We start from the raw sequence: 10,703 nt of genomic DNA, 5'->3' as shown, positions 1-10,703 counted from the left end.
GGTGGCTCAGCGGTCGAGCCACTTCACCTCGTACGGCCGCATGTCGAATCGCTTGCCGTCGACCTGGGCGCTGATCGTCCGGTTCTGCGTGTTGACCACGAGGACGGTCCTGTCGCTCGCCAGGACGCGGACATCGGGCACGTCGTCGGCCGCCACGGACACGTTCTCGTACCGCGTCCCCGGCGGGAACGCCTTGGCGAACCGGGACACCAGGCCGTACATGGGCAGGGCCCTGCCGCCGCCCGTGCCGTCGGTGGGCGTCCACAGGCAGCCCGCGCAGGCGGTGCCCGTCTTCTCCTCCGGGTTCCAGTAGAAGCCGGACTCGGCGCCGCCCTTGACCATGGCGATCATCCCGGTGGCCTGGACGGCGACGCGGTGCGACTCGGACCAGCCCTTGCGGTCGTCGTTGCCGTCGCCGGGCTCCACGTAGTACTCGGCCCACCACAGCGGCAGGCCGTGGGTCTGCCGTCGCACCCACGCGCCGACCGCCGTCAGCTTGTCGGTGGCCGCGAACTCGTTCGGCAGCATGTCGTCGTCGCGGGTGTAGCTGGAGCCGTCGACCACGGCGAAGTCGGCGCCCGCCTTGTGCGTGTTCCAGTAGGAGAAGGCGTCGAGCACCCGCTGGTCCATGGCGCCCCAGGGCCCCTTCAGCGTGGCGGAGGCGTCCTGGTCGCGCGGGTCGACGCTGTCCATCACCAGATACGGCCCGCCGACCATGATGTCCTTGTCGACCTTCTTCAGGGCCCGGAACACGAGGTTGTACATCTTCGTGTAACCCTCGTAGTCCCAGCGGGACTTGGCGTCGTTCCAGAAGCCCTTGAACTCGTTCCAGACGATGAAGTGCTTCACGTCCGGGTAGCGCCGGGCCACGGTGGCGGCGAGGCCGGCGAAGTCCTGGTAGTGGTCGGGGGTGGGCGCCGTCTCCAGGGCGGCCCGGCTCCAGTTCGTGTTGTCGGCCCCGGCCGTGCCGCCCTTCATCCAGTCCGGGGAGCAGCACAGCGTGATCACCGGGGTGCCGCCGGAGGCGCGCATGAAGTCGACACGGCGGTCGAGGGCGCCGAAGTCGTAGTGCCCCTTGACCGGTTCGGGGTTGTCGGCGCCCCAGCCCATGATGTGCTGGTTCTGCGCCAGCCCGGCGTCCTGCCCGAGCAGTTTCTCCACCCGCGCGGTGGCCGCCCCGGCGCCCTCGTCGGCGCTGTACTGGGTGTGGGTGAAGCCCCAGCCGACGTACGGCTCCGGTTTCGCGCCGGGGCTCGCGGGGGTGCCGTGCACCTTGTCGCCGTCACGTATGGTGCCGGCCGTACTCGGCCCGCCGGACAGCGTGCTGAACAGGGTCACCGCCAGGGCCAGCGCGACGGCGCCCACACCGAGCAGGGCGGTGAGCCGCCACCGCCGAGTATCCGAATCCCACCCATGACGTCCCATCGGGGACAACAGTATCGGCGGAAGCCGCGCATCGGGCAGGACTTGGAAACACGCGGAGGGCAGCGCCCCGCAAGGGGCGCGGGGCTGTTTCGATATGCGGCCCCGCCGCGATGGGGGTCCCCCGGGTTCGAGCGAAGTCGAGAACTTGGGGGGAGCGACCGGCCCAGGACGGCCCGCAGCCGACGAACAACGCTTCCGCCGATGCGAAATGCCGTGCGCACAGCACACCCGTGCCGGATCATGGCCCCATGTCTGCGAACCCACACGACGCTCTGCCGATCCGGCTCCACGTCGACGACTCCGACTCGCCGTCCGACGTCGTCGACGCGCTGTTCCTCGGCCGCTTCGCGACGGGCGAGCAGCCGTACTCGCACGCGGCGAACATCGACCGCGTCCGCTCCGGCGCGACCCTGCTGCCCGACGGCGCCCGGGTGCTGCGGGCCGCCCGCGACGACGACCGCAGCGCCACCCTCGCCGAGGGCGACGGCTGGACCCTGCTGGTCTCCCGCTGGAACCGCGGCGCGGACGTCACGGTGACCGCGACCAGCGCCGAACTGGCCAAGAACGTCCTCGACCAGGCCACGGACGGTGCCGCCGACGAGCCCGAGCCCCAGCCCGAGAACGTGACGATGGGCTTCTGGTACGTCTCCCCCAGGCGCGGCCCGCACCGCACCACCCGGCAGATCTCCGCGGGCACCTGGGAGGAGGTCCGGCCCAACTACACGGCACCCGTGGCGGAGGCCATGGACCGTCTGATGAAGACGACCCCGCAGGACATCGCGGGCCGTCTGCTCCTCCTCCACGGCCCTCCGGGCACCGGCAAGACCTCCGCCCTGCGCACGCTGGCCCGCTCCTGGCGCGACTGGTGTCAGGTGGACTGCGTGCTGGACCCCGAGCGCCTCTTCTCCGACGTCGGCTATCTGATGGACATCGCGATCGGCGAGGAGGACAGCGCCGGCAAGGGCCGCTGGCGGCTGCTGCTGCTGGAGGACTGCGACGAACTGATCCGCGGCGAGGCCAAGCACACGGCGGGCCAGGCCCTGTCCCGGCTGCTGAACCTCACCGACGGCCTGCTCGGCCAGGGCCGCAACGTCCTGGTCGGCGTCACCACCAACGAGGACCTGGAGCGCCTGCACCCGGCCGTGGTCCGCCCCGGCCGCTGCCTGGCCCGTATCGAGGTGGGCAAGCTGACCCACCGGGAGGCGGTGAACTGGCTCGGCGGCGAGGCCCGGGACCGGGAGGAGGCCGTCGGCCGGGACGGGGCGACGCTGGCCGAGTTGTTCGCCCTGCGCCGGGGCACGGCACCGACCTCGGTGCCCGGGGCGCGGGACGGCGCGGACGCGGGCCTGTACCTGTAGTGCTTTGATGGTGCTGTGACCTTGTTCGTCGGCACCTCCGGGTGGCAGTACAAGGACTGGCGGGACCTCGTCTATCCGGCCGGGGTCCCGGCGCGGCTGTGGCTGGAGGAGTACACGCGCCTGTTCGCGACCGTGGAGATCAACAACGCCTTCTACCGCCTCCCCTCGCGCGAGAACTTCGAGGCGTGGCGGGACCGGGTCCCGGAGGACTTCGTGGTCGCGGTCAAGGCCAGCCGCTATCTGACCCACATCAAGCGCCTGAAGAACCCCGAGGAACCGGTTCACCGCCTGATGAGCCATGCGGCGGGCCTCGGCGACCGCCTGGGCCCGGTCCTCCTCCAGCTCCCCCCGACGCTGCGCGCCGACCCCGGGCTCCTGGACGCCTGCCTGGCCTGCTTCCCGTCCGGCACGCGCGTCGCGGTCGAGCCACGCCACGACTCCTGGTGGACACGGGAGGTCCGGGACGTCCTGTCGGCCCGGGGCGCGGCCCTGTGCTGGGCGGACGTCCTGGCCCGCCCGGTCACCCCGCTGTGGCGCACCACCGACTGGGGCTACGCCCGCTTCCACCAGGGCCGGGCCCACCCCTGGCCCCGCTACGGCAAGCGGTCCCTGGAGACGTGGGTCGACCGCATCGCGACGACGTGGGAGCAGGGGGAGGACGTGTACGCGTACTTCAACAATGATCCGGGGGGTGCGGCGGTGGCGGATGCGGTGGCCTTCGGGAGGACGGCGAGGCGGGCGGGGCTGACGGTGACCAGAACCCCGGAGCCGATGGCACGCCGGTGAGCTGATTCCGCCGCGACGGCGCTCAGCCACGACGGCGCTGTCCGGCGGTGCCGAACGCTCCTCAGCCGAAGCCCGTAACCGGACCCCTACTCCCCATAGGCGGCCCGCAGGGCGTCCCGCGCGGCGGCCGACGCCGCGTCCTCGGTGAGCCCAAGCCGCCGGACACGCTCGGCGTACGCCTGCGCGGCCAGGGAAGCCTCACGTTCCGCGGCCGAGCCGGCGGCAGCCACGAACGTTCCGTTGCGCCCCCGCGTCTCGATCACCCCGTCGCCCTCCAGCGCCCGGTACGCCTTGGCCACCGTGTTCACCGCGAGGCCCAGGGACTCGGCAAGCCCCCGCACGGTCGGCAGCCGGTATCCCACGGGCAGTGCCCCGGACCGCGCCTGCTCGGAAATCTGCGCCCGCACCTGCTCGTACGGGGGCGCGCTGTCATCGATGCGGATCTTCAGGCTCACGGGCCGATTGTCCCGTACCCGGCGGAAAATGAGAGGCATCCCCGGCACGCGGCCCCGTACGGTGCCTCTCCATGACAGTGATCGTGCGTGATCTGCGCCCCGAGTCCGCGGCCGACACCGAGGGCTTCGCCCGGGTCCGCCATCTCGCCCTGCCGTACATCCTGTTCACCTCGGACTCGGTCCGTCACAACGCCGTCCACATGCCGCCCGACGCCCGCTACCGCCCGCTGATCGCGGAGGAGGACGGCGAGGTGATCGGCACGGCCCAGGTCCACCTGGCCTACGACAGCACCGAGCCGGGCCAGGGCCTGCTGAACATCTACGTCCGGCCGGACCGGACCGGTCGCGGCGCCGGCGGGCTGTTGCTGCGGGCCGCCGAGGAGCACCTCGCCGCGCAGGGAGCGACCAGGCTGCTCAGCTGGGTCCTCGACGAGCCGGCCAACCGCGCCTTCGCGCAGCGGCACGGCTACCGGGACAGCCGGTCCGCCCACTTCCTCCGCCTCGATCTCGCGGGCACCGCCCTCCCTCCGTTGCCTCGGACCCCGCCGGACGTCGAACTCCGAACGGCCGCGGACTTCGCGGACGACCCACGCCCGCTGTTCGAGCTGGACGCCCAGACGATGAGCGACGAGCCGAGTGACATCGACTACGAGTACGCGGACTACGACGCCTGGGTCGAGCAGTACTGGAAGCATCCGCTGCTGGACCGCGACCTGACGGTGGCCGCGTGTGTCGACGGCCGTCCGGTCGCCTTCAGCGTGGCCTACACCGACGGCGCCGCCCGCTACTCCACCGCGATGACCAGCACCGCCCGCGCCCACCGCGGCCGTGGCCTGGCGAAGCTCGCCAAGATCCACTCCCTGTACCGGGCTCGCGCCGCCGGTCTCACCGAGGCCTTCACGGGCAACGACGCCGGCAACGAGCCCATGATCGCGATCAACAAGTGGCTCGGATACGAGATCTGCGCCACGGAGGTGCGCCATGTCCGCGAACTCGGCTGAACCGACGGCCCCGCTGGACGTCGTCCTGGTCAAGGCGGGCCGGACGAAGATCCGTTACCCGGCCGGGCTGCTCGGCGACGACGGCACCCGCATCGCCGTGCGCGCGCCCTGGGCGGGCTCCGGCGTCCGCGACTTCGGCTTCGTGCGCTTCGAGGCGGGCGACGTATTCACCGAGTACTACTGGCGGGACCGCTGGTACTCGGTGAAGGAGGTGCGCGCCGCCGACGGCACTCTGAAGGGCTGGTACTGCGACATCACCAGGCCGGCGGTCCGCACCGACGGTGAACTGGTCGTGGAGGACCTGGACCTGGATCTGTGGCGCTCCGCCGACGGCAGCGACGTACGGCGTCTGGACGAGGACGAGTTCGCGGAGAGCGGCCTCACGGAGACGGACCCCGAGGCCGCGTCCGCCGCCCTGGCCGCCCTCGACGAACTGGAGACGCTGGCCCGCACCGGCGACTTCGACCGGTTGCTGACCTGACGCCGTCAGCCAGGGAGGCGGCCCTCCCTCACACCACCGCCACCACCGCGTACCGCTCGTCCTCCACCGGTCTCCCCCACAAAAGCGGGTCGTCGGACAGGCGCTCCACGCGCACGTCCGGGCTCAGCGGGGCCAGGAGCGCGGTGAGGCGGTCGGCGGGGATGCCCACGGGGTGCGGGGCGCCCCAGACACCCTCGACCAGGACGAAACGGCCCCCGGGGCGCAGGAGATCCCGCCAGCGCCGCAGGACCCGGCCGGGATCCGGCAGGGTCCACAGGACGTGCCGTACGAGGACGACGTCGAAGCGCTGTTCCCCGACCGGCGGCGTCGCCGCCTCCCCGCACAGGATCACGGTGTCGCGCCCGGCGAGCTTGGCACGGGCCCGCTCGACCATGGCCGGGGACGAGTCGACGCCCGTCACCCGGTGTCCCTGTTCGGCCGCGAGGAGCGACAGGCTGCCGGTGCCGCAGCCGAGGTCGAGGACGTCGGCGGGGCGCTCGGGCAGCCAGGAGCGGAGCCGGGCCGCCCAGGCCGCGCGGATGCCGGGGTCGCGCAGGCCGTGGTCCGGCTCGTCGTCGAAGGCGCCGGCCGCGGCGTCCCAGTCCAGGTCCGGGGTGCCCGCCGCGACCGTGTCGTCATTCACGTTCGTCATGCCCCAAGAGTGACAGCCACCACTGACAACCCGGCTCCGATGAGGAACTCTCGGCAAAAGCGTCTACCACCGTGACGACACGGAAACTCGGTAGGCTCTGAAGGAGGCAGCCATGCGCCGCATCGTGCACAAGCCCCTGAAGAAGACGGACAGCCGCCGGATCCACGAAGAGGCGGAGGAACGCCCCGCGAAACGTCCCGAGGTGCGCAAGGACATCGCGCGCACCTGGTGGCCCGACGACTGACCCCGCCGGCGGGCCGTCAGGCCAGCCGCTTGCGGTAGTGGATGCGGTCGTAGGGGCCGTCGACACGGCGTTCCACGACCTCGTATCCGTACTTCGGATAGATCTTCTGGTTCTCCCACATCAACGCGTTCGTGTAGAGCCTGATCTCGCCGAGGCCCAGCTCACGCGCGCGTGCGTCGACGAAACGCAGCAGCCGCCGTCCGACGCCCGTGCCGTGGGCACCGGGGCGGACGGCGATGCTGTCCAGGAAGAGATGGTCGGCGAACGCCTCGATCACGACCAGCCCGTCGACGGGCTCTCCGGTGACGAACACCCTTCCGGCGGCCACGTTCGCGGCGTGGTCCGCCGCCATGGGCTGCGGCACCACTCCGATGCGCTCGATGTAGGGGTGGTAGGCCGCGTCCGTCACGGCCTTGACGGCCGGCACGTCCTCGGCGACGGCCGGCCGCACGCGCTCCGGGTTCTCTTCGATCATGGACGCACGGTATCCACCCGAGCCAACTCGGTGGCCAGGCGCCGCATGACCGTGCCGTTGGCGCGCCGCATGGTGGTCCGTACGACGGGAGCCAGCAGCCGGTCGGCCAGCGGGGCGCGCACCCAGGTGTACGTGAACGAGACGCGGCTCCCGCCGGCGGGCAGGGGGTCGATGACGTAGGTGCCGCGGGCCCGGCGCCGGCCGGCCGCGCTGACGTTGTGTTCGACGATCCGCCGTGGCGCCTCGGCCTCGACGACCTCGATGGTGACGTCGGTCCGCACGCCGCCCAGCGCGGCGGTGACCGTGGCGCACGATCCGACGCCCCGGCGGGGGCCGCTGTAGCGCCAGTCGGTCAGGTAGTGGTCGGTGAATCGCTCGTGGTGGGCCATGACATCGAGGAAGTCGTAGACCTGCTCGGGTGTCTGCGGTACGTCGATCGACACGGTGACCGGCTTCATGTACCACACGGTACATGGCCCATGTACCAATTGGTACACTCACGTCGTGGCGAATACGGGCGACCCGCATCCCGAGGACGAGGCCGGGAGCGGCGTGGACCAGGACCGGCGCGCACACCTCGTGGACGCGGCCGTCGACCACGTCGCGGCGCACGGCATCGCGGATCTGAGCCTGCGCCGCCTCGGCGCCGCGATCGGCGTCAGTCACCGCATGCTGATCCACTACTTCGGGTCCAAGGAACAGCTGCTCGTCGAGATCGTCCGGACGTCGGAACGGCGCCAGCGCGAGCTGCTGTCCCGGCTCCACCTGGAGCCCGGACGCCCGCCCGCCGATGTCGCCCGGCTGCTGTGGCGGCAGCTGACGGACCCTCGGCTGGCCGGGCAGGAGCGGCTCTTCTTCGAGATCTGCGGACAGGCGCTGCGCGGCCGCCCCGAGGCCGCCCCCGTCCTCGAAGGGCTGGTGACGGACTGGCTGGAGCCGCTCGTGGCCGCCGAGACCGCCGCGGGCACGGAGCCCGCCACGGCCCGGAGCCGCGCCCGGCTGGGACTCGCCACCGTCCGCGGCCTGCTGCTCGACCTGCTCGCCACCGGCGACCGCGCCGGCGTGGACGCGGCGATGGAGGAGTTCCTGCGGCTGTACTACGGCACGGAATGACGAAGTCACCGCGTGTGGGCAGCCTGAGCCCCCGGTTAGTCCCGCCTTAACGGCACCATAAGGATGTCCTCCACCCGCCCTCAGCAGGCCGTTTCGGGGGTTCTTGGGGCTAGCTTCGGATCGCCCCCCACGGGTTCCGCCCCACCGAAGGACCGTCTGCCGAGGAGTTCCGCATGTCCGCTCGCGCCCGCCGCACGGCCGCCGTCGTCGCCGTGCTCGGTCTGCCGCCCCTTGCCCTGACCGGGCTCGCCGCCGCTCCGGCTTCCGCGCACGGTTCGATGGGTGACCCGGTCAGCCGTGTCTCGCAGTGCTACGCGGAGGGTCCTCAGAGCCCGAAGTCGGCGGCATGCAAGGCGGCCGTGGCGGCCGGCGGCACGCAGGCGCTGTACGACTGGAACGGCATCCGGATCGGCGATGCCGCCGGGCAGCACCAGAAGCTGATCCCGGACGGCAAGCTGTGCAGCGCGAACAACGAGGAGTTCAAGGGCCTCGATCTGGCCCGCGCCGACTGGCCGGCGACGAGCGTGCACGGCGGGTCGTACACCTTCAAGTACCGGGTGACGGCGCCGCACAAGGGCACCTTCAAGGTCTACCTCACCAAGCCGGGTTACGACCCCGCCAAGCCGCCGGCCTGGTCCGAGCTGGATCTGCAGCACCCGGTGGCGACGGTCACCGACCCGGTCGCCTCGGGCGGCTTCTACACGTTCTCCGGCACCCTTCCCGCGCGGTCCGGCCGGCAGCTGCTGTACGCGATCTGGCAGCGCTCGGACAGCCCGGAGGCGTTCTACTCCTGCTCGGACGTGGACTTCGGCGGCGCCGGCACGGGGAGCACGGGCTCCACTCCCGCCCCGACCGCCTCCGCGCCCTCCGACCGGCAGATCGCGGCCGGTGCCGACAAGTCGACGATGCGGCACCACGGTCACGGCGGCGACGCCACGGCCACCCCGTCCCAGCAGCCCGCAGGGCAGCCCTCGACCGCCCCCAATGCACCCCGGGCGGCGGGCACTTCGCGCGATCTGGCGGAGACCGGCGCCTCCTCCGGTACCGCCTATGCCGCGATCGGCGGCGCGGCGGCGCTGGCGCTCGGTTCGGCGGCGCTGTTCCTGTCGGTGCGGCGGCGCGCGGCGGGTGCCGCCCACCGCCGCTGAGGTTCCGGGGCCTGTCCGGCGGCTCAGGCCGGACAGGCCCCGGCGGCGCGTCAGCTGAAGGCCGACGCGCAGGTGGTGGCGGTGGCGTGGGGCGGGTCGAGCGCGTTCGCCACCTCGTGGAAGGCGATGCGGTCGAACAGGCCGATGGCGACGTGCTCGGAGAGATCGAGCGGGCACAGGTCCTGGAGCAGGACGTTGTGCACGTCGGAGCCGCTCAGGTACTGGCTCTGCCAAGGGGTGGCCACCTCGTCGTACTTGGTGGCGATGACCGTGTAGTGCACTCCGGGGACGGTGTCGCCGCCCGCGTCGAGCTTGGTGAGGAAGCCGGAGCCGGGGATCTGGTCGGCGAGGCCGGGGGTGGTGGCCTTGACCAGGTCCGAGGCGCCGGGGAAGTACGGCAGCAGGTTGGTGAGGCCGCTCAGCGTGGCGCCGTGGTTGTCGGGGGCCAGGCCGACGAGGGCGTTCACCTTGGCGGCTCCGCCGAGGAACTTCAGGTAGTAGCGGGGCATCAGGCCGCCTTGGGAGTGCCCGACCAGGTCGGCCTTGGCGGCTCCGGTCGCAGCGAGCACCCTGTCCACGAAGGCCGACAGCTGCCCGGCCGACGTGTCGATGGGGCCGAGGCCGTAGAAGACGGGGACGCCGGTCAGCTGTCCGTAGTCGAGGGAGAAGACGCAGTACCCGCGAGTCTCCAGATAGGGCGCGAGGGAGAGCCAGTTGTCGACCGAGTTGCCCAGGGTGCCGTGCACCAGGACGACCGGGCGGGGGTGGGCGGCGGAGGGCTTGCAGGAGAAGTCGTTCCAGCCGGTGCTCGGGGCGGCGTCCGCGGCAGCCGCCGTTGCGGCGGGAACGGTGGCGACGGCGGCGGTGAGGAGCAGCGCGGCAAGCGGTCTGAGCACTCGCTTCCAGGGCAGCATCGTGTGATCTCCTTGCGGCTCAAGGGAGGTGGGGGCCTTGCCCTGTGATCCGGATCACGAGGATGCTGTTCACTCGTCAAGTTACGAGCGAGTAGTGCAGACGTGAAGTTACGCGTCAGTAAAAACTTCCAGTGGTAACCGGAGCGCCGTCGAACACTGACGGACCGTCACCAGGCAGGCCTGATCGGACCATAGGGAGCGATCCGCGCCAAACGCTCACCCAGCGCGCGCACTTCACGTTCGCCCAGCAGGCCGGCCCACACCCCTACGACCTCGGCCGCCGCCTCCTCGGCCGCCCGGGTGCAGGCCCACCCCCGCTCCGTCAGCACGACCAGCCGGGCCCGCGCATCCTGCGGATGCGGCCGGCGCTCGGCGTATCCCTTGCGTACGACCTCGTCCACCAGCTGACTCGCGGCCTGCTTGGTCACCCCGAGGTGCGCCGCGAGGTCGGTGACGGTGGCCCCGTCCGGGGCGAGCCGCGCGAAGGCGAAGCCGTGCGCCGGCCGCAGATCGGTGAATCCGCGCGCCGTGACCCCGTCATGGATGCGTTGCGTGAGGTCGCCGGCGACGGCGAGCAGGGCGGCGGACAGGGCCATGGCTTCGGAGTTCTGCACGGAGGCATTGAAACACCCTTGACAGGTTGGTCAAGTA

Annotated in this window: 14 protein-coding genes; 7 read left to right on the top strand and 7 right to left on the bottom strand. The window is 71.8% G+C overall.

The window, feature by feature from the left end; translation table 11 throughout:
• Nucleotides 1-6 precede the first annotated feature (6 nt).
• Nucleotides 7-1,425 (bottom strand): GH39 family glycosyl hydrolase, encoded by a 1,419-nt coding sequence (locus SRB17_RS34180; RefSeq protein ID WP_153544319.1) that lies wholly within the window; start codon nt 1,423-1,425, stop codon nt 7-9.
• Between the two features lie 248 nt (nt 1,426-1,673).
• On the opposite strand from SRB17_RS34180, the gene SRB17_RS34175 reads away from it, so the two are divergent.
• Both SRB17_RS34175 and SRB17_RS34170 read left to right on the top strand, forming a co-directional pair.
• Nucleotides 1,674-2,783, top strand: a complete 1,110-nt coding sequence (locus SRB17_RS34175; RefSeq protein WP_153544317.1) for a DUF5925 domain-containing protein — start codon at nt 1,674-1,676, stop codon at nt 2,781-2,783.
• A gap of 15 nt (nt 2,784-2,798) precedes the next feature.
• Nucleotides 2,799-3,569: a DUF72 domain-containing protein gene (locus SRB17_RS34170; protein ID WP_323376661.1), complete on the top strand. Its 771-nt coding sequence runs from the start codon at nt 2,799-2,801 to the stop codon at nt 3,567-3,569.
• 86 nt (nt 3,570-3,655) lie between these two features.
• Here SRB17_RS34170 and SRB17_RS34165 read toward each other — a convergent pair whose 3' ends face one another.
• Complete coding sequence (locus SRB17_RS34165; RefSeq protein ID WP_323376659.1) at nt 3,656-4,024, bottom strand: GntR family transcriptional regulator; 369 nt, start codon at nt 4,022-4,024, stop codon at nt 3,656-3,658.
• A gap of 71 nt (nt 4,025-4,095) precedes the next feature.
• Here SRB17_RS34165 and SRB17_RS34160 point away from each other — a divergent pair, with 71 nt between their 5' ends.
• Nucleotides 4,096-5,025, top strand: coding sequence for a GNAT family N-acetyltransferase (locus tag SRB17_RS34160; protein WP_153544313.1), 930 nt, complete (start codon nt 4,096-4,098; stop codon nt 5,023-5,025).
• The gene (locus SRB17_RS34155) at nt 5,006-5,506 is read left to right on the top strand and encodes a DUF402 domain-containing protein (RefSeq protein WP_153544311.1); all 501 of its coding nucleotides are present in this window, start codon (nt 5,006-5,008) and stop codon (nt 5,504-5,506) included. Before SRB17_RS34160 ends, SRB17_RS34155 begins: the two co-directional genes overlap by 20 nt.
• Before the next feature lie 28 nt (nt 5,507-5,534).
• Here the strand turns inward: SRB17_RS34155 and SRB17_RS34150 are convergent, their stop codons facing one another.
• Nucleotides 5,535-6,158: a class I SAM-dependent methyltransferase gene (locus SRB17_RS34150; RefSeq protein ID WP_153544310.1), complete on the bottom strand. Its 624-nt coding sequence runs from the start codon at nt 6,156-6,158 to the stop codon at nt 5,535-5,537.
• Nucleotides 6,159-6,270: 112 nt separating this feature from the next.
• Between SRB17_RS34150 and SRB17_RS47715 the strand changes: the two genes are divergently transcribed.
• The gene (locus SRB17_RS47715) at nt 6,271-6,402 is read left to right on the top strand and encodes a hypothetical protein (protein WP_153544308.1); all 132 of its coding nucleotides are present in this window, start codon (nt 6,271-6,273) and stop codon (nt 6,400-6,402) included.
• A gap of 16 nt (nt 6,403-6,418) precedes the next feature.
• On the opposite strand, the gene SRB17_RS34140 is transcribed toward SRB17_RS47715, so the two are convergent.
• Both SRB17_RS34140 and SRB17_RS34135 read right to left on the bottom strand, forming a co-directional pair.
• On the bottom strand, nt 6,419-6,877 hold the full coding sequence (locus SRB17_RS34140; RefSeq protein ID WP_153544306.1) for a GNAT family N-acetyltransferase: 459 nt from the start codon (nt 6,875-6,877) through the stop codon (nt 6,419-6,421).
• Entirely contained in the window at nt 6,874-7,335 is a 462-nt protein-coding gene (locus tag SRB17_RS34135) for an SRPBCC family protein (RefSeq protein WP_153544305.1), read from the bottom strand. Before SRB17_RS34135 ends, SRB17_RS34140 begins: the two co-directional genes overlap by 4 nt.
• Nucleotides 7,336-7,381: 46 nt before the next feature.
• Between SRB17_RS34135 and SRB17_RS34130 the strand changes: the two genes are divergently transcribed.
• Complete coding sequence (locus SRB17_RS34130; protein ID WP_323376657.1) at nt 7,382-7,990, top strand: TetR/AcrR family transcriptional regulator; 609 nt, start codon at nt 7,382-7,384, stop codon at nt 7,988-7,990.
• Between the two features lie 173 nt (nt 7,991-8,163).
• Nucleotides 8,164-9,138 carry a lytic polysaccharide monooxygenase auxiliary activity family 9 protein gene (locus SRB17_RS34125; protein ID WP_153544301.1) on the top strand — a complete coding sequence of 325 codons (975 nt, stop codon included), beginning with the start codon at nt 8,164-8,166 and terminating at the stop codon, nt 9,136-9,138.
• A 50-nt stretch (nt 9,139-9,188) separates the two neighbouring features.
• On the opposite strand, the gene SRB17_RS34120 is transcribed toward SRB17_RS34125, so the two are convergent.
• Both SRB17_RS34120 and SRB17_RS34115 read right to left on the bottom strand, forming a co-directional pair.
• Nucleotides 9,189-10,052, bottom strand: coding sequence for an esterase/lipase family protein (locus tag SRB17_RS34120; protein ID WP_153544299.1), 864 nt, complete (start codon nt 10,050-10,052; stop codon nt 9,189-9,191).
• A gap of 167 nt (nt 10,053-10,219) precedes the next feature.
• On the bottom strand, nt 10,220-10,666 hold the full coding sequence (locus tag SRB17_RS34115) for a MarR family winged helix-turn-helix transcriptional regulator (protein ID WP_323376655.1): 447 nt from the start codon (nt 10,664-10,666) through the stop codon (nt 10,220-10,222).
• Nucleotides 10,667-10,703 lie beyond the last annotated feature (37 nt).

The organism is Streptomyces sp. RB17 (assembly GCF_009604455.1).
Lineage (GTDB): Bacteria > Actinomycetota > Actinomycetes > Streptomycetales > Streptomycetaceae > Streptomyces.
The sequence above is the reverse complement of the archived record's forward strand: the minus strand, read 5'-3'. Positions and strand labels throughout refer to the sequence as shown.

Coding starts and splice junctions, on each gene's coding strand:
- SRB17_RS47715 (WP_153544308.1), top strand. CDS start 6,271: ATGCGCCGCATCGTGCACAAGCCCCTGAAGAAGACGGACAGCCGCCGG.
- SRB17_RS34175 (WP_153544317.1), top strand. CDS start 1,674: ATGTCTGCGAACCCACACGACGCTCTGCCGATCCGGCTCCACGTCGAC.
- SRB17_RS34120 (WP_153544299.1), bottom strand. CDS start 10,052: ATGCTGCCCTGGAAGCGAGTGCTCAGACCGCTTGCCGCGCTGCTCCTC.
- SRB17_RS34135 (WP_153544305.1), bottom strand. CDS start 7,335: ATGAAGCCGGTCACCGTGTCGATCGACGTACCGCAGACACCCGAGCAG.
- SRB17_RS34160 (WP_153544313.1), top strand. CDS start 4,096: ATGACAGTGATCGTGCGTGATCTGCGCCCCGAGTCCGCGGCCGACACC.
- SRB17_RS34125 (WP_153544301.1), top strand. CDS start 8,164: ATGTCCGCTCGCGCCCGCCGCACGGCCGCCGTCGTCGCCGTGCTCGGT.
- SRB17_RS34140 (WP_153544306.1), bottom strand. CDS start 6,877: ATGATCGAAGAGAACCCGGAGCGCGTGCGGCCGGCCGTCGCCGAGGAC.
- SRB17_RS34155 (WP_153544311.1), top strand. CDS start 5,006: ATGTCCGCGAACTCGGCTGAACCGACGGCCCCGCTGGACGTCGTCCTG.
- SRB17_RS34180 (WP_153544319.1), bottom strand. CDS start 1,425: ATGGGACGTCATGGGTGGGATTCGGATACTCGGCGGTGGCGGCTCACC.
- SRB17_RS34150 (WP_153544310.1), bottom strand. CDS start 6,158: ATGACGAACGTGAATGACGACACGGTCGCGGCGGGCACCCCGGACCTG.